This window comes from Novosphingobium sp. KACC 22771 (assembly GCF_028736195.1).
In the GTDB taxonomy this organism is placed as follows: Bacteria; Pseudomonadota; Alphaproteobacteria; order Sphingomonadales; family Sphingomonadaceae; genus Novosphingobium.
The window spans coordinates 2,703,875-2,722,852 of record NZ_CP117881.1 but is presented as its reverse complement, the minus strand read 5'-3'; the positions used below and the strand labels follow the sequence as shown (position 1 = coordinate 2,722,852).

Below are 18,978 nucleotides of genomic sequence, written 5' to 3'. Positions count from 1 at the left end.
CAAATGGAAAGCGATCTGTCGGTGGAGGGTGGTGGACGCACTAGGGCTCGAACCTAGGACCCGCTGATTAAGAGTCAGCTGCTCTACCAACTGAGCTATGCGTCCGTCTGTGCCGAAAGGGCCAGAAAATTTTTTGGTGGACGCACTAGGGCTCGAACCTAGGACCCGCTGATTAAGAGTCAGCTGCTCTACCAACTGAGCTATGCGTCCATCCACGCCATAAAGGCGAAAAAACCGTGGTGGACGCACTAGGGCTCGAACCTAGGACCCGCTGATTAAGAGTCAGCTGCTCTACCAACTGAGCTATGCGTCCGTACCGGTTTGGTGGGAGAGCTTGGTTGGCTCCCCGCCGGAGGCGCTCCCTTTAGCGTGTGATCGCGGGGGCGCAAGTGATTCTTTCAAAAAAATTGCGAGACTTGGCCAAAGGGCCTCAACCCAGCCTGCCCCCTGCGCGCCTGCCCCAGCGGTCAACGGCCATGATCGTGCCGATACAGATCATGTTGGTCATCATCGAGGACCCGCCATGGCTGATAAAGGGTAGGGGGATGCCCACCACCGGGGCCAGGCCCATGACCATCATCATGTTGATCGCCACATAGAAAAAGATCGTCGCGGTCATCCCGGCGGCCAGCAGTTGGCTGAACCGATCCGGCGCCCGGCGCGCCACGCCCATGCCCCAGCGGAACAGCACGATGAAAAACACGAAGAGGATAAACAGCCCCCCGATCATCCCCCATTCCTCGGCCATGGTGGCAAAGGCAAAGTCGGTATGCGCCTCGGGCAGGTATTTCAGATGGCTCTGCGTGCCATTGCCCAGCCCCTTGCCGAAAAAGCCGCCCGAACCGATGGCGATCTTGGACTGGGTAATGTGATAGCCCGAGCCCAGCATGTCGGCTTCGGGGTCGAGAAACACCAGCACGCGCTTGCGCTGATAATCATGCAGCGCGAAAAAGAACGCCAGCGGAGCAATCACCGCCGCCGCTGCGCCGCCGCTGATGAACCACCAGATCGGCGTGCCCGACAGGAACACCACCACCACCGCGCCAAAACAGATCGCCAGCGCCGTGCCCAGATCGGGCTGAAGCATCACCAGTGCGGCGGGCGCCCCCAGCAGGATCAGCGGCGGCACCAGCGCGCGCCAGCTGCGGATCAGCGTCGGCGGCAGGCTGGCATAAAACACTGCCATCACCAGCACGATCCCCGGCTTCATCAATTCGGACGGCTGAAGATTCATAAAGCCGATGTTGAGCCAGCGCTGGCTGCCCCCGCCGACCTTGCCCACCGCCTCGACCAGCATCAGCAGGAAGACGAGGCCGCCATAGATCGGATAGGCCGATTGGCGAAAGGCGCGGTCGGGCAGGCGCGAAATCGCGATGGCCAGCGAGAGGAACAGGCCAAAGTTGAAAATATGCTTCCACGCATAGGGCGACCAATGGCCCCCCGCCGCCGACCACAGCACCGTCGCGCCAAACAGCACCAGCGCCGTCAGCGGGATCAGCACCCGCCATGGCAGGCCGCGCAGGGGCGTGGGGATAACATGCATGCTCATGGATGCTGGCTCGGGCTGGCTGAGGGCGCGGGACTGGGCGTCGGGGCGGGCGCCGGAGCATCATCGGCAATGGGCTCGGGCGCGGGCGGGGCGGCGTCGGACTGGATCGGCTGGGGCGTGGGCCGGGCATCGGCCTCGTTCTCGCGCGCCAGGGCCTCGTCGCTGTCCTGAACCGCGGGGGCCGAAACGCCATATTGCGCGGCATAGGTGCGATACTTGGCGGCTTGCCTTTGTTGCGGCGTGCCGCCCCATCCGGCCTCCAGCTTGGTCAGCGCGTCCCACGCTTTCTGCTGGTCGAACATATAGGTCATCACATCGCGCGCGATCGGCATGGCCGCGCCCGAACCGCCGCCATGCTCCACCAGCACGGCGCAGGCATAGCGCGGTTTGTCAAAAGGCGCGAAACAGATGAAATGGCCATGGTCGCGGTGGCGCCAGAGGCCGCCCTTGCCATTGCCGATGTTGAGGCCGACAACCTGCGCCGTGCCGCTCTTGCCCGCCAGTTCGACACCGGGGATGGGGATTTTGGCTGCATGGCCGGTGCCGCGCCCGTTGACCATTTCGTGCATGGCGGAATGGATGAAATCGAGATGTTCCTGCGGCACACCAAGCGAAGCAGGCGCGGGGGCCTTGTCATCATGCATCAGGCGCGGCATCAGCAATTTGCCGCTGGCCAGACGGCTGGCGATGATCGCCTGCTGCAAGGGGTTCACCTGCACATAGCCCTGACCGATGGTGGCGTTCACAGTGTCGTAAACGGCCCATTCCTTGCCATATTTCTTCATCTTCCACGCCGGATCGGGCACCGTGCCATAGGACTGGCTGGGATAGGGCAGGGGGAATTTCTGGCCATAGCCGATCTTGCGCATCGTGCGCGCGATCTGGTCCATGCCGATCTGTTGGGCAAAGTGATAGAAATAGACGTCGCAGGACTGATAGATGCCCTTGGCCATATCGACGCTGCCGTGGCCGTGGTGCTGCCAGCAGTGGAACACGCGGTTGCCCACGCGCAGCCCGCCGTTGCAATTGACGCTGGCCTTGGGGTCAAGCCCCGCCTCCAGAAAGGCCAGCGCCACCGTGGGCTTGACCGTTGAACCGGGCGGATAAAGGCCATGCAGCAGCTTGTTGCGCAGCGGCACATGGTCATCGTCCGACAGCATCTTCCATTCCAGCCGCCCGACCCCGTCGGTAAAGCTGTTGGGGTCGAAACTGGGCATGGAAACAAAGCTGAGGAGGTCGCCCGTCAGGCAATCGATCACCACGCAGGCGCCGCTTTCCACCCCGATGCGGCGTGCGGCATATTCCTGCAATCCGGCATGGACCGTCAACTTGATCGGCTGCCCCGGCACGTCCTCGCGCGTTTCAAGGTCGCGCACGATCTTCCCGCTGGCCGTCACCTCGGTGCGGCGGGCGCCGGGCTGGCCGCGCAGGGTCTGGTCATAGACCTTTTCCAGCCCGTCCTTGCCGATCTTGAAACCCGGCGTGATCAGCAGCGGGTTGTGCTCTTTCTCATAATCCTTGGCATTGGCCGCGCCGACATAGCCCACCAGATGGCCCACGCAGGGGCCGGATGGGTAATAGCGGGAGAAACTGCGCTGCGGCACCACGCCGGGCAGATCGGGCTGGCGCACCGAAATGGCGGCGAATTGTTCCCAGCTCAAATGCGACCCGGCCTCGACGGGCTGAAACCCGCGCGCCTTTTCCAGCCGGTCGCGCACATCCTGCAGCGCGATCTCGTCCAGCCCCAGCATATGGGCCAGTTCCTCCAGCGTCTTTTCCTTTTCGATCACCCGGTCGGGGATCAGGTCGACGCGGAAATCGGCGCGGTTGCTGGCGATGGGCTGGCCGTCGCGGTCCAGAATCCAGCCCCGGCGCGGCGGGATCAGCGACAGGTTGACCCGGTTGCTCTCCGCCATCATCTGATACTTCTGGCTTTCGGCCAGAGCGATATAGCCCATGCGCGTGGCCAGCAGCACGCCGACCCCGCCCTGCAACAGGCCCACGACCATGCTGCGACGGTCGAAACTGTCGCGCAGCATCGCGGGCGTAATCAGTTTCGGCGCTTTCTTGCGCTTTGCCATCAACCCAGCACCCGGAATCGCATCAATCGCCAGCGGTCGATCAGCCCGACCGTGCGCCCCACCATCGGATAGGCCACCAGCGCCATCAGCCCTTGCGGCACCACCAGCGCAGGCGCGATGGCCCCGCCCGAATGCGCCGCAATCACCCAGCCCAGCGCCAGATAGGCGGCGATAAACACCCCCGCCACCAGCCAGTCGGTGAGGAAATTGCGCCAGGGAAACCGCGCCTCGATCAGATCCATCACGATCATCGTGATCGACCACAGCGCCATGGCAGCGCCAAAGGGGGCCCCGCTGAACAGGTCATCGACCATGCCCAGCACCGCGCCCGACCAGACCGGCAGCAGGCCCGGCCGCAATTGTCGCCACGCCAGCAGCGTCATAAACCCCAGCGGCGGCATGATCGGCGCCACCGCAATCAGCGGCCATCCCGGCAGGCACGAGGCCAGCGCCACCGTCAGCCAGGGCGCGGCATAGGCGACAAACGGCGAGGGCGCGCGGCTGATCTGGCGCGCGCGGCTTCGCAAAAGCCGGTTGGCCGCCATTCAGCGTGCCGCCTTGGGCGCGGCGCCGCCGGTTGCGCCTGCTGCCGCTTTGGCCGCTTTTGCCGCCGCTTTGGCCGCCGCATCGGCTTCGGCCTTGGCCTTCACCGGATCGGCGGGCGGGGGCAGCGTGGGATCATCGCCCGGCGCCCATGCGGGCAACACAGCCACCATCTCGCTGACCGCCGGATCGCCCAGCACGCGGGCGATCGCGCCGTCGCGCGTCAGGCTGGAAACCACAGCAATCGGCGTGCCGGGCCAGTAAAGCCCGCCCGAACCGGAAGTGACGAAGGCATCGCCCACCTTGAGCGGATTGATCCCCAGCGTCAGCAGCCGCAGTTGCAGCGTGCCATCACCCTTGCCGGTGGCAAAGGCGGGGATCGAATCGCTGGCGCGGCGCACCGGCACCACGCTTTCGGGATCCGTGATCATCAACACGCGGGCCGAATGCAGGCCCACCTCCAGCACGCGCCCGATCAGCCCCAGATGGGTGCGCACCGGCATTCCGCTTTTCACGCCCTGCAGGCTGCCCACCGAGATCGTCGCATAGCGCCGCGCGTTGGCGTTGGTGCTGGCCACCAGCCAGCCATAGGTGATCGGCTTGGGCGTGTCCGAAGTCAGGCCTAGCATCGCTTTGAGCCGCTCGTTCTCCTGTTTCACCGCCGCCAGTTCGACCGCCTGCACCCGCCCCAGCGCGACCTCTTTTTTCAGCCGCGCATTTTCCGGGCCCGAGGTGAAATAGCCCGCCGCAGCGCCCCACACGCCACCCGCAGCCGAGCGCCCCTGCGCGGTCAATTGTGCCGCAGGCTGTGTCACGTCGCCCGCGATATTGCGCAGGGACGCGAAATTGCCGGTGCTGCCCATTGAGGCGAACAGCAGCGCGCCGCCCACCAGCGCACCCACACCGGCCGCCACATAGGCAAAGAAGATATTGTTATGCGCCCTGCGCGAATAGCCCGGGCGCCGGTTGCCTGGCGGAGCCATGCATCCCGCCTTTCCTACGCATTATCTGTCCGCCGCGACCCTATGCCGACGGCGGACAGGGAATCAAAACTTCCAACGATCAGCCCGAAAAATCAGGCCGTCATCAACACGCCGCGATAGATCGGATCCTCCATCGCGCGGCCCGTGCCCAGCGCCACGCAGGACAGCGGATCCTCCGCGATCGACACCGGCAGGCCGGTTTCCTCGCGCAGATAATCGTCCAGACCCTTGATCAGCGCGCCGCCGCCGGTCAGCACGATGCCCTGATCGACAATATCGGCGGCCAGTTCGGGCGCGGTGTTTTCAAGAGCGATGCGCACGCCTTCGATGATCGCGCTGATCGGTTCGGACAGCGCTTCGGCGATATTGGCCTGCGTGATCGTGATTTCCTTGGGCACGCCATTGACCAGATCGCGACCCTTGAGGTGGATCGTTTCGCCAATCCCGTCGGCGGGCATCACGGCAATGCCGTAATCCTTCTTGATGCGCTCGGCTGTGGCTTCACCGATCAGCAGGTTGTGGTGTCGGCGGACATAGGAAACGATGGCTTCGTCCATCTTGTCGCCGCCCACGCGCACGCTGGTCGTATAGGCAAGACCGCGCAGCGAAAGCACGGCGACTTCGGTCGTGCCGCCGCCGATGTCGACCACCATCGAACCCACCGGCTCGGTCACGGGCATGTCGGCGCCAATCGCGGCGGCCATCGGTTCGAGGATCAGGTAAACCTGGCTGGCGCCCGCATTGCTGGCCGCATCGCGGATCGCGCGGCGTTCAACGCTGGTGCTGCCCGAGGGAACGCAGATCACGATTTCCGGGTAACGGAACAGGCTGCGCTTGCCATGAACCTTGCGGATGAAATGCTTGATCATTTCTTCGGCGATTTCGATGTCGGCAATCACGCCGTCGCGCAGCGGGCGGATGGCCTCGATGCTGTCGGGGGTCTTGCCCATCATCATCTTGGCATCATCGCCCACGGCCTTGACGCTCTTGTTGCCGTTGATCGTCTCGATGGCCACCACGCTGGGCTCGTTCAACACGATTCCCCGGTCCTGCACATAGACAAGCGTATTGGCCGTGCCGAGGTCGATGGCCATGTTTTGCGAACCGAATTTCATGAAACGCGAGAAAAAGGACGACATCGAGGCTTCCGTGGCTTTGCCGGACATTCGAAACGTTCGGCAGGATATTTGGGTGTGGGCGCGCCGCTCCATAACGCATGAGCAGCATAAAGGCCAAAAATTTGTTGGCCCTGTCCTGCAATGCGTCAACGGATCGGCGCGAATCGCTTTCGCTTGATCCTCGCCATGGCTGATTCGTGTGACGATTGCACCAGCGCGGTGGCGATTGGTGCCACGCATTTGCGGAAAATCGGTGGAAATTGTCGGCCGCGCGTCCTGCGCTTTGCGCCAAGGCGGTCTATATGGGGCGTATGCCCATTATTCGCCGCCTGCCCGAAAATCTGGTCAACCGCATCGCCGCCGGTGAAGTGGTCGAGCGGCCCGCCTCCGCGCTCAAGGAATTGATGGAAAATTCCATCGATGCCGGTGCGGGGCAGATCAGCGTGCGCCTGTCCGATGGCGGGCTGGAGGCGATCGAAGTGACCGACGACGGCTGCGGCATGGCGCCTGATCAGATGGCGCTGGCGCTGGAACGGCACGCGACCTCGAAATTGCCCGACGAGGCCATTGAACTGGTCACCACCCTTGGCTTTCGCGGCGAGGCTTTGCCCTCCATCGCCAGCGTCGCGCGCTTTTCCATCGAGAGCCGCCCGCGCGGGGCCGCAGAGGGTTGGCGCCGGGTGGTCGATCATGGCGATGTGGTCGAGGACGGCCCCGCCGCGCTGCCCCCCGGCACACGGATCCGGGTGGACAATCTTTTTGCCAAAATTCCCGCGCGGCGCAAATTCCTGCGGTCCGGGCGCAGCGAATATGCCGCCTGCCTTGATGTGGTGCGCCGTCTGGCCATGGCGCGGCCCGAGGTCGGCTTTGTGCTGGAGCATGACGGGCGGCGCGTGTTGTCGGTCCAGCCGGGGCAGACCGGCCCTGACCGCGTAGCCCAGATCGTCGCGCGCGAACTGGCCGAGGACGGGGTGATTATCGACCTCGAACGTGGCCCGGCGCGGTTGACGGGGGTGGCGGGGCTGCCCACGTTCAACCGGGGCGTGGCCGATCATCAATATCTTTTCGTCAATGGCCGCCCGGTCAAGGATCGCCTGCTGGTGGGTGCGGTGCGCGGGGCCTATGCCGATATGCTGGCGCGTGATCGCCATGCGGTGCTGGCGCTGTTCCTCGACGTTCCGCCCGAGGAGGTCGATGTGAACGTCCACCCGGCCAAGACCGAGGTGCGTTTCCGCGATCCTTCGTTTATCCGGGGCTTTATCGTATCGGGCCTGCGCCATGCGCTGGAAGGGGCGGGGCAAAAGACCGCCCAGACCCCGGCGGCCCCGGCCATGACCGCTTGGCAGGCCGAACCGATTGCTCCTGCCCCGGCGCCCAGCCTGACCAGCCTTTTCGCCCGCCAATATGCGCCCCAATATACGCCATCTCCCAACCGCGTCAGCGAGGCGGGCGCGGCATGGCGCGGCTATGAGGCGCAGGTGATGGCCCCGGCGCAGGACCTGCCGATGGGCCGCGCCGAAGTGTCGCAGGAACCCGCGCCCGAGGCCCTCCGGCATCCACTGGGCGTAGCGCGCGGACAGGTGGCCCACACCTATATCATCGCCGAGGCCGAGGATGGTCTGGTGATTGTTGATCAACATGCCGCCCATGAACGTATCGTGCTGGAACGGTTGAAGGCCGCAGGGGCGGGCGACAAGGTGGCCGCTGCACAGGCACTGCTCCTGCCCGAGGTGATTGAGTTGGATGAGCCAAGCTGCGACAGGCTGGAGGAGGCGATCCCGACCTTGGCGCAGCTCGGGCTGGCGCTGGAGCGGTTCGGGCCCACGGCGATGCTGGCGCGCTCGGTCCCCGCCGCGCTGGGCAAGGGCGATGTTCAGGCGCTGGTGCGCGATGTGGCCGACGATCTGGCGGCCAATGGGGACGCCCTGCTGCTGGGCGAAAGGCTCGATCTGGTGCTGGCCACCATGGCCTGCCACGGCAGCGTGCGGGCGGGGCGGGCGCTCAACGTGGCCGAAATGAACGCCCTGCTGCGCGAGATGGAAGTGACCCCGCGCTCAGGCCAGTGCAACCACGGGCGGCCGACCTGGGTGAAGCTGGCGCATGGGGACATTGAGAAGCTGTTCGGGCGGAAATAGTCCGCCCTACCGCAGCGCTTTTTGCACCGGCGCCACCGTCCCGTCGCGATCCTTGCCGGGCGCCAGACCGATCAGGCGGCGCAGCAGCGGCTCGATGGCAACATTGTCGAACACGGGCAGGCGCGTGCCGGGGTGGAAGGCCGGGCCGGTGGCCAGGAACAGCGCGCGCATGTCTGGGCTGGCCGGGTCATAGCCATGGTCGCCGCCGTCATCGGGGTGTTCGGGTTTGCCATCCATGATCCGCGCGCCCGGATCGGGCAGGCAGAGCCAGTCGGGCACGCGCGCATTATGGCCGTAATGAAAACGTTCCGGCAATTCGCCCTTGCGCCAGCAATGGATGAAACCGGGCATTTTCTTCAGGCTTTCGGCCAGTTTGGCCTCATGCCCCGGCACATTGTTGATGAACAGGATGCCGCCATAGGAAACCAGCGTGTAATCCTCCTTGGCCAGATAATCCTTGGCCCAGATCACATGGTCGGGGATGGTGCGGGCCATGCCGTGATCCGACACGATGACCATATTGACCCGCCGATGCATGGCCGCCAGCCCCCGGCGCAGATAGCCGATGGCGGCATCGACATCGCGGATGGCGGCGGTGGTTTCGCTCGATCCCGGCCCATGGCGATGGCCGTTCACATCCACATCGCCAAAATAGAGCAGCGCCAGACCGGGCCGGATCTTCGCAGGCCGCCGCATCCAGTCCAGTACCACTTCGGCGCGTTCATGGTTGGGCAAATCGGCGTGATAGGCCTGCCAGTCGCTGGCGCGTATGCCGTCAATGGCTACGGTCGATCCGGGCCAGAACATGATACCGGCGCGGATATGGGCGCGCTCGGCGGCCACCCAGATCGGCTCGACATGCACCGGGCCGCCGCTGCCGTCCCACCACCATGGCTGCTCGCTGGATTTGCCGAAGATGACGCCGGGATGGGTCGGATCGCTCATCGCGCCATTGATGATGCCGTGCCGGTCGGGGCGCAGGCCGGTGGCCATGGTCCAGTGGTTGGGAAAGGTGATGCTGGGGAAGGATGGCGTCATCGCGCCCGACACGCCCTTGGCCGCGATCTCGGCCAGATTGGGGGTGAGAGCGGGGCTGATGTAATCGGGGCGGAAGCCGTCGATGGAAATCAGGATCGTGGGGATGCGTTCGCGCGGCCTGGCCCGCGCGGCGGCGGGCTGGCTCAATGCCGCCAGCGACAGGATCAGGGCGGCCATCAGACGGAAAAACTGCTTCATAGTCATGGCTCTGAACCTGATTTCTTGCAAATTCGCGTCAGTCTTCGATCGGCGCGGAGGGATCGCGAAGAGCAATCATGCCGGTGACAAGAAAGCTCATCACTGCGCGGTTTTCCTGATTGAACACGGTGTTGCGCCGCCGGATCAGGCCCATTTCGGGGCGCGAGCGGCTGCGGCGCTTTTCCAGCAATTCCGATTCCACCCGCAGCACATCGCCCGGATAGACCGGCGCCAGCCAGCGCAGTTCATCCACCCCCGCGCCGCCCATGCTGGCCAGACCCTTTTCATGCATCTGATCCACCATCATCCGCATGGTCATCGCGCATGTGTGCCATCCGCTGGCGGCGAGGCGGCCGAAATGGCTTTGCGCCGCCGCCTCGTCGGACAGGTGGAAATCATGCGGATCATAGGCGCGGGCAAAGTCGATGACTTCCTCGCGCTTGACCTCATACTGGCCGAACTTGTGGATTTCGCCCGATACAAGGTCTTCAAAAAAGGTGCGGAATTCAGCGCCCATCACACGTTGAACTTGAAGTGGAACACATCGCCATCCTTGGTGACATATTCCTTGCCTTCCTGACGCAGCTTGCCCGCATCGCGGCACGGCCCTTCGCCGCCCAGCGAGACGTAATCGTCATAGGCGATGGTTTCGGCGCGGATAAAACCGCGTTCGAAATCCGAGTGGATCGCGCCCGCCGCCTGCGGGGCCTTGGATCCCTTGGCCACAGTCCATGCGCGCGCTTCCTTGGGGCCGACGGTGAAGAAGGTCAGCAGGCCGAGCAATTCGTAACCGGCGCGGATGATGCGCGCGAGGCCCGTTTCGGCAAGGCCCAGTTCGGAGAGGAATTCGGTGCGTTCTTCGGCGTCCATGCCGACCAGATCGGCCTCGATGGCGGCCGAAACGATGACGGCGGTGGCGCCTTCGGCCTTGGCCTTTTCGAACACCTTGGCGGAAAAAGCATTGCCCGTGGCCGCACTTTCTTCCTCAACGTTGCAGACGTAAAGCACGGGCTTGGCGGTCAGCAACTGGGCCTGCGCAAAGACGCGGGCTTCGTCATCGTCCTTGGGCTGCGTCAGGCGGGCAGGCTTGCCCTCGCGCAGCAGTTCGAGCGCCTGACCCAGCACCGAGACGAGGATCTTGGCTTCCTTGTCGCCGCTGTTGGCCTTTTTCTGGGCCGCCGCAACGCGCTTTTCCAGACTTTCAAGGTCGGACAGCATCAGTTCGGTTTCGACCGTTTCGGCGTCCGAGATCGGGTCCACGCGGTTGTCGACATGCTGGATGTCGTCATTTTCAAAACAGCGCAGAACATGGACGATGGCGTCCACTTCGCGGATATTGCCAAGGAACTGGTTGCCCAGACCTTCACCCTTGGACGCGCCGCGGACCAGACCGGCGATGTCCACGAACGAGAGCTGTGTCGGGATGATCTTCTGGCTGCCCGCAATCTCGGCGAGCTTGTCGAGGCGCGGATCGGGCACGCCCACCTGACCCACGTTGGGCTCGATGGTGCAGAAGGGATAATTGGCCGCCTGCGCCGCCTGCGTTTCGGTCAACGCATTGAACAGGGTGGACTTGCCCACGTTGGGCAGGCCGACGATCCCGCATTTGAAACCCATCGCTCGATCCTTTTAATCGCCATGCGGCCCGCCTTTATGCAAGGCAGGCGCGCGTCAATGGCCCCGCTGAGGCGGGGCCTTGGTCATGGGCGGGCGATGGTCCAGCCAAGGGGCGAAATCAAGGGAAAAGTGGGGTTGGGGGATCAGGCGGCCTGCCCGTCTTCGTGCCCGTCTTCGTGTCCCTCCTCGCGTGCCCCGTCGCTTTGGCGCGCGGCGGCGCCCTTGGCCCGACGGCGACGCCACGAGACAAAGCCAAGGCCCGCCACGCCAATGCCCATCAGGCCAAACGCGCCCGGTTCGGGAACGTCGGTCGCGCCTGCGCCCCCGCCCTTGCCCCCGTCCTTGCCATTGTCCTTGTCGCCAAAATGGAATCCATCGAACCAGCCATTCCCGCGCCCATCGTTTCCGCGTCCATCATGGCCCCGGCCATCATTGCCATCCCGGCCAGGTCCGCCCGCAGGCCCCCGGCCGCCTGATGCCGCGCCATCATGATCGCCATCGGGCCGCCCATTGCCGCCGGGGCGGATATTGGGGTCGCGCGGGCCAAAGGGATCGCGCCCGCCGGTGGTGGCGCCAACAGTGCCGCCGCCCGTCGTTGTGGTCCCGCCGGTGGAGGAAACAGCGCCGCCCGATGTGGTTGAACTGGTGCTGGTCACGCCGCTCGACGTTGTCCCGCCCGAGGTCGTGCCCTGACCCTGACCCGACCCCTGACCGGAGCCCTGGCCATTGGCCGATCCGCCGCTTGTGCTGATCGCCTGCTGCCCGCCCGAGGTTGATCCCGTGCCCTGCGTTCCGGTGCCGCCGGTCGACGAAGTTGCGCCCGCCGGTTGGCCATTGGGGGCCAATTGGCCGCCCGCCGCGCCGCCTGTTCCGCCTGAAGGGTTGCCGCTGCCGCCGCTGGTGCCGCGCGATGCGGTGGCGCCGATGCCGTTGGCGGTGTTGTTGCCGCGGGCAAAGCCATTGCCGGTGCCGTCAAAGGGCGTGCCGTCCGCGCGCAGATTGCCGCCGCCGGCAACGCCAGCACCCGTACCGATCCCGCGCCCGACGCCCAGAGGTCCGCGCGTGTTGGTCAGATTGGCGGGCGTACCACCGGCGCCGATGCCGGTCCCCAGCGCAGCCGGGCGGCCAAGGGGAGCGGCGCGTCCGGCGTCCGCATCGGGCGCGCCCACGCGAATGGCCATGCCCTTGGCGTCCAGCGCTTTGCCGCCGCCCTGGCCCCCGCCTTGGCCAATGCCTTCGCCAAGGCCCTTGACCGTGCTCGACACGCTGGCGTTCAAATCCTTGGGGCAGCCGCAGTCCACTTTGCGCGTCCAGCCAAGGATCGCCAGAATGATGCTGCCGATGGTGACGCCGGTCAGCAGCCAGTTCTGCTTTTGCGCGCCTTGCCGGTCCCTGCCTTGCTGGTGCCCGCCGTGCTGGGTTTGTGCCATAATGCCCCGTTCTGTGGGCGCGGCAGGGCAGGTTGCCCGCCAATCGCGCCATTCGTTGGGCGCGATCTATGCGGCAGGAACGGTTGAAGCGCGGTTAATGATAAACCAAAGCGGTCAGTTTGGCGCAGGTGGCGCGCCGAAATTCAGCCAAGCCGCAACGCCACATCATTCATAAAGCGCACATCATCGCCTTTGGCCAGCCACGGCGCCTCGGCGGCAATCGCGCCCAGCATGTCGGCCAGATCGTCGATCTCGGCCTTGGCGTAATTGCCAAGGACATGGCCCGTCACGCGGTCCTTGTGCCCCGGATGGCCGATGCCGATGCGCACGCGGCGATAGTCGGGCCCCATATGCTGGGCGATGGAGCGCAGGCCGTTATGTCCGGCATGGCCGCCGCCGGTTTTGACCTTGACCTTCATCGGCGGCAGGTCGAGTTCGTCATGAAAGACCGTCAGCGCATCGGGCGTCAGCTTGAAAAAGCGCATCGCCTCGGCCACCGCGCGCCCGCTCTCGTTCATGAAGGTGGCGGGTTTGAGCAGGATCACCCGTTCGGTCCCGATCCGCCCATCCTGAAGCCAGCCCTGAAACTTCTTTTGCACCGGGCCGAAACGATGGATGTCGGCGATCACATCGCAGGCCATAAAGCCCACATTGTGCCGGTTCATCTTGTACTGGTCGCCCGGATTGCCAAGGCCCACCCACAATTGCATCGTTTCAATTTCCCGTCTGGCGCAAAGAAAAGGCGGGAAAGACACGCCGGTTTCCGGCCATCTTTCCCGCCTGTTTCATCGCCGCATCATGCGGCGCCTGTCGCAATTAAGCGCGCAGGAAGTCCACGTGCTCGGGACGGTCGCTCACCGGGTGGAAGGCGACATCCTTGGGCAGGGTCTTGATGGTCTGGCCGTCAACGGTCAGCTCGATCACGCTGTCGAAGAAAGTGCCGGTGTTGAGCTGACGGATCAGCTCCTTGGCTTCGACGTGGATCGCGACGGGTTCGGCATTGCCACCATAGATCACGGCGGGCACGCGGCCTTCACGACGCAGGGTGCGGCTGGCTCCCTTGCCAGTCTTCGCACGCGTCTCGGCCGGCAGGGTCAGGGTATTGCTCATAACACAAGCCTTTCAAAACTTCTGGAACCAAAATACACCCGACACGCCTCCAGGGATGACCATGCCGGGCAGGCGGCGGCCCTTAGGCGCAAAGCGGGGGAAAAGCAAGGGCGCGCTTATTGCACCCGCGTCACGCGATAGCCCTGCGCGGCAAGCATCGCGGGCAGGGCATCAGGCCCGGCCATATGCGCCGCGCCCACGGCCACGAACGGATGGGCGCCGGAGGCAAGGCTCTGAGCGATCTTTGCGCTCCATGCCCGGTTGCGGCCGGCATAGAGCGCCTCGCGCAGGACCGGATCGGCCAGAATGCCCCGGTTGGTTTCCTGAGAGAGCGTGGCGACATCGCCCTTTTTCCATGCAGTGGCCAGATCGGCGGTGGGCTTGGCATCGGACACGGCCTCGTCGAGCAGGCGGCGCTGGGCGCTTTCGGGCAGGCGGTCGAAGATGGCCAGTTGCGCCCCCGCGCCCTCCAGTTCAACGACCCGCTTTGTCCCCGCTTCGGCCAGAACGGCGCGGTCTATGCCATTGGCCGGGTTGCCCGTGGCGGCCTCGTGCGCCAGCATCAGCGCGGCGGCCCAGCTTTCGGTATCGGCAAAATCGCCCGGTTTGGCATGGGCGGCGGCCAGCGCCCGGGCCAGCGCAGCGCGGTTTTGCGGCGATACGCGCGCGTCCAGCGGCGGCAATCCGGGCGTATGGGCCAGCGCCTGAAACGCCCGCGCGGTGGCCGCATCATCATTCAACGCGGCGATTTCGACGATCACCGTATCGGCCCCGTCCCACGCCTTGGCCACCGGGCCCTCGCGCCAAGCCGCCGCGCGGGGCAGGGCGTGGATCGTGCCCAGCAGCCAGCCCTTCTGCCCGCCGGGGCCTTCAACCTGCCACAGCGCGGGGCGGACGGGCTCCGGGCGATGCAGCCCATACCACAGCGCCCCGCCCGCCAGCGACAGCGCGGCAAGCGCGGCCCAGCCGCGCTTCATTACTGCACCCGCGTGGCGATGATGCCCTGCTTGGCCAATTGCTCCTGAACGCTGCCGCGCCCGGCCAGATGGCCCGCGCCCACGGCGATAAAGACCTTACCCGGCTTGCGCAGCCGCTCTCCGATCCACGCCGCCCAATTGCGGTTGCGCCCCAGCAGCAGCGCCTCGGCCAGCTTGGGGTCGCTCTGATCGGCATTGATCAGTTTGGCCAGACGGGGCGCATTGCCCACCTTCCACGCCGCGATCATCGCGCCCAGTTCGGTGGTGATCTTGGGCGCATTCATGGCCACTTCGCGCAAATATCCGCGCTGGGACGCGATGGGCAGCGAATCGAAAAGGCCGAGCTGATATTCGGGCGTTTCGAGCGCGACATGCTCAATCCCGCGCTCCTGCGCCATCTTGACCAGCCGCCCGTCCACGCCATTGGCCGGGTCGTAGCCCGACTTCATCAGCGGCAGGGTGGAGAGCGCCACAGCGGCATACCACGGGCGGAAACTGTCGAACATGGCCGGCGCCAGCCCATTGCCCGCCAGCGCCTTTTCCAGTGCCTTGCGCGTACTGGGCGAGAGCGTGGCGCGCAGGTTCTGGCCTTGGGGCAGCATCGCCTTGTCCATCACGATGGCGCGCATATCCTCCGGCTTTTTCTCGATAATCTCGGTCACCAGCGTGTTTGAATCGCCAAAGGCCCGCGCCACCGCGCCGTCGAACCAGTCGATATTGGCAGGCAGGGCGTGAACCGTACCGAACAGATAGATCACTGTGTCTCCCCGCTGCACTTTCCACAAGGCCGGGCGGGCGATATGCGGGCTGGCCAGCATCTGGGGGGCGACCGGCGTGGGGTGGCGCTGGACCTTGGCGGCGGCGTGGGCGGCGGCAGGCGCGACAAACGCCAGCGCGGCGCCCAGCAACGCCAGAGCATAGGCCGCAGCGCGGGTGAGACGGGGGAGAATAACCTTCAGCATGGCGGCCCCTATAATGATCCTGTGTCACCTGTCGATTGCGGTATTGAGCGAATGTCAGGTTAACACGGGCTGTAGGGAGGCTTTGTCTTGGCCTGCGGGCGGTTTTTGCCGGGCCTGATCGGTCACCCTTGACCCGTTGCGGGCCTTACGCCAAAGGCGTCGATCATGAGCGAGACAGCACCTTTGGCCAAAAAGCCGCTGAGCTTTCAGGACATGATCCTGACCCTCCATGATTTCTGGAGCAAGCAGGGTTGCGCCATTCTGCAACCCTATGACATGCGGATGGGCGCGGGCACGTTTCATCCCGCCACAACCCTGCGCGCGCTTGGTCCCGAACCGTGGAAGGCCGCCTATGTGCAGCCCAGCCGTCGCCCGACCGATGGCCGCTATGGTGAAAACCCCAACCGCCTTCAGCATTATTACCAGTATCAGGTGATCCTCAAGCCTTCGCCGGAGAATTTGCAGGAGCTGTATCTGCAATCCTTGGCCGCGATTGGTGTGGACCCGCTGGCCCATGACATCCGCTTTGTCGAGGATGACTGGGAAAGCCCGACGCTGGGTGCCTGGGGGCTGGGCTGGGAGGTCTGGTGCGACGGGATGGAGGTGACGCAGTTCACCTATTTCCAGCAGGTCGGCGGGTTTGACTGCAAGCCGGTTGCGGGCGAGCTGACCTATGGGCTTGAACGTCTGGCCATGTATATTCAGGGCGTGGACTGGGTTTACGACCTGCGTTTCAATGATGCGGGCCTGACCTATGGCGACGTGTTCCTGAAGAACGAGCAGGAAATGTCGAAGTACAATTTCGAGGTGGCCGACACCGAGCAATTGTTCAAAGGTTTTGCCCACGCCGAGGCCGAGGCCAAGCGCTGCATCGAGGCGAAGATCCCGCTGGCCGCCTATGATCAGGCGATCGAGGCATCGCATCTCTTCAACCTGTTGCAGGCGCGCGGCGTGATTTCCGTGCAGGAGCGCGCCAGCTATATCGGCCGCGTGCGCGATCTGGCCAAGGGCGCTTGCGAGGCGTGGATCGAGAAGAACGAGGCCGAATGGGCCGTGAAATTTCCGGGGTGGACGAAATGAGCGATTTCCTTCTTGAACTGCGCAGCGAGGAAATTCCCGCGCGGATGCAGGCGGGCGCGCGGGCCGAACTGGAAAAGCTGTTTCGCGGCCAAATGGCGGCGGCGGGCGTTGCGGTGGGCGAACTGACGCTGTGGTCGACGCCGCGCCGTCTGGCGCTGATCGCGCGCGGGTTGCCGGTGGCAACGCAGGCGGTACGTGAGGAAGTGAAGGGGCCCAAGGCTTCTGCGCCCGAGCAGGCGCTGGCAGGCTTTTTGCGCAAGACCGGATTGACGCGCGAGCAGTTGGAAGAACGCGATGGCGTGCTGTTTGCCGTGACCGAAAAGCCGGGCCGCGCCACCGCCGATGTGCTGGCCGAGGCGATTCCGGCCATTGTGCGCGGGTTTAGCTGGCCCAAGAGCCAGCGCTGGGGCGCGGCATCGCTTTCGACCGAGTCCTTGCGTTGGGTGCGTCCGTTGCAGGGCATCGTGGCGTTGCTGGATGGCGTAGTGGTCGATTGCGAGGTTGGCGGGATCGTGTCGGGCCGCGAGACGGTGGGGCATCGTTTCCATTCGACCGGTTCGGTGAGCGTGGCCGATGCGGCTTCCTATGCCGACGACCTGCGCGCCGCGCATGTTCTGGTGAACCATGAGGAGCGTCAGGACATCATCCGGGCCAAGGCCAAGGAGGCGGCTGCGGCCGCTGGGCTGCGCCTTGTTGAGGACGAAGGTCTGGTGGTTGAAAACGCCGGTCTGACCGAATGGCCGCAGCCCTTGCTCGGCCGGTTTGACGAGGCTTTCCTTGAGGTTCCGCCCGAGGTGATCCAGTTGACCGCGCGCGTGAACCAGAAGTATTTCGTGTGCGAAGACGCGGCGGGCAAGCTGGCTAACGCTTTCGTCTGCACCGCCAATATCGACGCCATTGACGGCGGCGAGGGCATCATCGCGGGCAACCGCAAGGTGCTGGCCGCGCGTTTGAGCGATGCGCGGTTTTTCTGGCAGCAGGATCTGAAAACCCCGCTGGCGGTTCAGGCCGAGAAGCTGTCGCGTATTACGTTCCATGAGAAGCTGGGCACGGTGGCCGACAAGGTGGCGCGTGTGGCCAAGCTGGCCGAATGGCTGGCGGCGGAAGGCATTGTGCCGGGCGCAGATCCTGCTCTGGCGCGTCAGGCGGCGGAATTGTGCAAGGCAGATCTCGTCACCGAAATGGTGGGCGAGTTTCCGGAATTGCAGGGCCTGATGGGCGGCTATTATGCGCGGGCCGAAGGTTTGCCTGATGCCGTGGCCGATGCAATCCGCGATCATTACAAGCCGGTTGGACAGGGGGATGATGTTCCCACCGCGCCTGTGACGGTGTGTGTGGCGTTGGCGGATAAGCTGGATACGTTGGTTGGGTTTTTCTATGTCGCGGAATATCCGACCGGCTCGAAAGACCCGTTTGCCCTTCGTCGTGCGGCCATTGGGGTGTTGGCGCTCATCACCAAGAATGACCTCAGGTTGCCGCTCGGTCGTGTGATTGATCAAGCGGTGGTGTCGGTGATAGACTCTCGCCTGATCGTTCCGCGTACGGATTTGAATTCTGACGATAACAAAACATTGGCGGACCAGAATTCCATTACGAGCATTCTACTCTTGGAGTTTTTCGCTGACCGCCTCAAGGTCCAGCAAAAGGAAGCAGGCGTCCGCCACGACCTGATCGACGCGGTTTTCGCCCTTGGTGGTGAAGACGACCTCGTCCGATTGCTCGCCCGCGTCCATGCGTTGCAGGCGTTTGTGCAGACCGATGACGGCAAAAACCTGCTCGCCGGTTACAAGCGTGCGGCCAATATCCTCAAGGCCGAGGAGAAGAAGGGCTGGGACGCCAATGTCACCAATCCTGCGCCTGAACCGGCCGAAGCGGCGCTGATGGCGGCGCTGGCCGATGCCGCGCCGCGCGCGGAAAAGGCCGTGGCGGCGGAGGACTTTACCGGCGCGATGGCGGCGCTTGCCTCCTTGCGCAGCGCGGTTGACGAGTTCTTTAATCATGTCACTGTAAACGCCGAAGATCCCGCGATCCGCTCCGCCCGCCTAGGCCTTTTGTCGCAATTGCGTGCTGCAACGCACAAAGTGGCTGACTTCTCACGGATCGAAGGCTAGGGCGGGGCAACTACGAAGGCCGATTCGTTCTGGGAGGCTTGGTCTA

At 64.6% G+C, this 18,978-nt stretch carries 15 protein-coding genes, 3 tRNA genes and 1 pseudogene; 3 read left to right on the top strand and 16 right to left on the bottom strand.

Annotated features, from left to right (window positions below):
• Positions 1-29: 29 nt before the first annotated feature.
• The 8 genes from PQ467_RS12620 to PQ467_RS12585 all read right to left on the bottom strand — a co-directional run bounded on the left by PQ467_RS12620 (position 30) and on the right by PQ467_RS12585 (position 6,295).
• Positions 30-105: transfer RNA gene (locus PQ467_RS12620), tRNA-Lys, on the bottom strand.
• Positions 106-134: 29 nt separating this feature from the next.
• Positions 135-210, bottom strand: a tRNA-Lys gene (locus PQ467_RS12615).
• 27 nt (positions 211-237) lie between these two features.
• Positions 238-313 (bottom strand) — tRNA-Lys (locus tag PQ467_RS12610).
• A gap of 117 nt (positions 314-430) precedes the next feature.
• Complete coding sequence (gene rodA / locus PQ467_RS12605; protein WP_274173737.1) at positions 431-1,549, bottom strand: rod shape-determining protein RodA; 1,119 nt, start codon at positions 1,547-1,549, stop codon at positions 431-433.
• Positions 1,546-3,630, bottom strand: a complete 2,085-nt coding sequence (gene mrdA, locus PQ467_RS12600) for a penicillin-binding protein 2 (RefSeq protein ID WP_274173736.1) — start codon at positions 3,628-3,630, stop codon at positions 1,546-1,548. Before mrdA ends, rodA begins: the two co-directional genes overlap by 4 nt.
• Entirely contained in the window at positions 3,630-4,175 is a 546-nt protein-coding gene (locus PQ467_RS12595) for a rod shape-determining protein MreD (RefSeq protein ID WP_274173735.1), read from the bottom strand. Before PQ467_RS12595 ends, mrdA begins: the two co-directional genes overlap by 1 nt.
• Positions 4,176-5,156 (bottom strand): rod shape-determining protein MreC, encoded by a 981-nt coding sequence (gene mreC / locus PQ467_RS12590; protein ID WP_274173734.1) that lies wholly within the window; start codon positions 5,154-5,156, stop codon positions 4,176-4,178.
• A 92-nt stretch (positions 5,157-5,248) separates the two neighbouring features.
• Positions 5,249-6,295 carry a rod shape-determining protein gene (locus PQ467_RS12585; protein WP_168602564.1) on the bottom strand — a complete coding sequence of 349 codons (1,047 nt, stop codon included), beginning with the start codon at positions 6,293-6,295 and terminating at the stop codon, positions 5,249-5,251.
• A 290-nt stretch (positions 6,296-6,585) separates the two neighbouring features.
• On the opposite strand from PQ467_RS12585, the gene mutL reads away from it, so the two are divergent.
• Positions 6,586-8,409 carry a DNA mismatch repair endonuclease MutL gene (gene mutL, locus PQ467_RS12580; protein WP_274176155.1) on the top strand — a complete coding sequence of 608 codons (1,824 nt, stop codon included), beginning with the start codon at positions 6,586-6,588 and terminating at the stop codon, positions 8,407-8,409.
• Positions 8,410-8,415: 6 nt separating this feature from the next.
• Here mutL and PQ467_RS12575 read toward each other — a convergent pair whose 3' ends face one another.
• From PQ467_RS12575 to PQ467_RS12540, 8 genes and pseudogenes are all read right to left on the bottom strand, one after another.
• Complete coding sequence (locus PQ467_RS12575; RefSeq protein WP_274173733.1) at positions 8,416-9,645, bottom strand: alkaline phosphatase family protein; 1,230 nt, start codon at positions 9,643-9,645, stop codon at positions 8,416-8,418.
• A gap of 37 nt (positions 9,646-9,682) precedes the next feature.
• Complete coding sequence (locus tag PQ467_RS12570) at positions 9,683-10,162, bottom strand: MaoC family dehydratase (protein WP_274173732.1); 480 nt, start codon at positions 10,160-10,162, stop codon at positions 9,683-9,685.
• Positions 10,162-11,262 (bottom strand): redox-regulated ATPase YchF, encoded by a 1,101-nt coding sequence (ychF, locus tag PQ467_RS12565; RefSeq protein WP_274173731.1) that lies wholly within the window; start codon positions 11,260-11,262, stop codon positions 10,162-10,164. Before ychF ends, PQ467_RS12570 begins: the two co-directional genes overlap by 1 nt.
• Before the next feature lie 143 nt (positions 11,263-11,405).
• Positions 11,406-12,692 carry a PEP-CTERM sorting domain-containing protein gene (locus PQ467_RS12560; RefSeq protein WP_274173730.1) on the bottom strand — a complete coding sequence of 429 codons (1,287 nt, stop codon included), beginning with the start codon at positions 12,690-12,692 and terminating at the stop codon, positions 11,406-11,408.
• A 143-nt stretch (positions 12,693-12,835) separates the two neighbouring features.
• Positions 12,836-13,402 carry an aminoacyl-tRNA hydrolase gene (gene pth / locus PQ467_RS12555; protein ID WP_274173729.1) on the bottom strand — a complete coding sequence of 189 codons (567 nt, stop codon included), beginning with the start codon at positions 13,400-13,402 and terminating at the stop codon, positions 12,836-12,838.
• A gap of 112 nt (positions 13,403-13,514) precedes the next feature.
• A pseudogene (rplY, locus tag PQ467_RS12550) lies at positions 13,515-13,802 on the bottom strand (50S ribosomal protein L25); the annotation flags it as partial.
• Positions 13,803-13,918: 116 nt separating this feature from the next.
• On the bottom strand, positions 13,919-14,779 hold the full coding sequence (locus tag PQ467_RS12545) for a TraB/GumN family protein (RefSeq protein ID WP_274173728.1): 861 nt from the start codon (positions 14,777-14,779) through the stop codon (positions 13,919-13,921).
• Positions 14,779-15,741: a TraB/GumN family protein gene (locus tag PQ467_RS12540; RefSeq protein WP_274173727.1), complete on the bottom strand. Its 963-nt coding sequence runs from the start codon at positions 15,739-15,741 to the stop codon at positions 14,779-14,781. The genes PQ467_RS12545 and PQ467_RS12540 overlap by 1 nt, the downstream gene beginning before the upstream one ends.
• A 165-nt stretch (positions 15,742-15,906) precedes the next feature.
• Between PQ467_RS12540 and PQ467_RS12535 the strand changes: the two genes are divergently transcribed.
• Positions 15,907-16,821 carry a glycine--tRNA ligase subunit alpha gene (locus PQ467_RS12535; protein ID WP_273618754.1) on the top strand — a complete coding sequence of 305 codons (915 nt, stop codon included), beginning with the start codon at positions 15,907-15,909 and terminating at the stop codon, positions 16,819-16,821.
• On the top strand, positions 16,818-18,932 hold the full coding sequence (glyS, locus tag PQ467_RS12530) for a glycine--tRNA ligase subunit beta (protein WP_274176154.1): 2,115 nt from the start codon (positions 16,818-16,820) through the stop codon (positions 18,930-18,932). The genes PQ467_RS12535 and glyS overlap by 4 nt, the downstream gene beginning before the upstream one ends.
• Positions 18,933-18,978 lie beyond the last annotated feature (46 nt).

What these genes read in the sequence shown, in the direction of transcription:
- PQ467_RS12595 (WP_274173735.1), bottom strand. Translation starts at nt 4,175, where the DNA reads ATGGCGGCCAACCGGCTTTTGCGAAGCCGCGCGCGCCAGATCAGCCGC.
- pth (WP_274173729.1), bottom strand. Translation starts at nt 13,402, where the DNA reads ATGCAATTGTGGGTGGGCCTTGGCAATCCGGGCGACCAGTACAAGATG.
- PQ467_RS12570 (WP_274173732.1), bottom strand. Translation starts at nt 10,162, where the DNA reads ATGGGCGCTGAATTCCGCACCTTTTTTGAAGACCTTGTATCGGGCGAA.
- PQ467_RS12540 (WP_274173727.1), bottom strand. Translation starts at nt 15,741, where the DNA reads ATGCTGAAGGTTATTCTCCCCCGTCTCACCCGCGCTGCGGCCTATGCT.
- ychF (WP_274173731.1), bottom strand. Translation starts at nt 11,262, where the DNA reads ATGGGTTTCAAATGCGGGATCGTCGGCCTGCCCAACGTGGGCAAGTCC.
- PQ467_RS12560 (WP_274173730.1), bottom strand. Translation starts at nt 12,692, where the DNA reads ATGGCACAAACCCAGCACGGCGGGCACCAGCAAGGCAGGGACCGGCAA.
- mutL (WP_274176155.1), top strand. Translation starts at nt 6,586, where the DNA reads ATGCCCATTATTCGCCGCCTGCCCGAAAATCTGGTCAACCGCATCGCC.
- mrdA (WP_274173736.1), bottom strand. Translation starts at nt 3,630, where the DNA reads ATGGCAAAGCGCAAGAAAGCGCCGAAACTGATTACGCCCGCGATGCTG.
- PQ467_RS12575 (WP_274173733.1), bottom strand. Translation starts at nt 9,645, where the DNA reads ATGAAGCAGTTTTTCCGTCTGATGGCCGCCCTGATCCTGTCGCTGGCG.
- PQ467_RS12545 (WP_274173728.1), bottom strand. Translation starts at nt 14,779, where the DNA reads ATGAAGCGCGGCTGGGCCGCGCTTGCCGCGCTGTCGCTGGCGGGCGGG.
- PQ467_RS12585 (WP_168602564.1), bottom strand. Translation starts at nt 6,295, where the DNA reads ATGTCGTCCTTTTTCTCGCGTTTCATGAAATTCGGTTCGCAAAACATG.
- PQ467_RS12535 (WP_273618754.1), top strand. Translation starts at nt 15,907, where the DNA reads ATGAGCGAGACAGCACCTTTGGCCAAAAAGCCGCTGAGCTTTCAGGAC.
- glyS (WP_274176154.1), top strand. Translation starts at nt 16,818, where the DNA reads ATGAGCGATTTCCTTCTTGAACTGCGCAGCGAGGAAATTCCCGCGCGG.
- rodA (WP_274173737.1), bottom strand. Translation starts at nt 1,549, where the DNA reads ATGAGCATGCATGTTATCCCCACGCCCCTGCGCGGCCTGCCATGGCGG.
- mreC (WP_274173734.1), bottom strand. Translation starts at nt 5,156, where the DNA reads ATGGCTCCGCCAGGCAACCGGCGCCCGGGCTATTCGCGCAGGGCGCAT.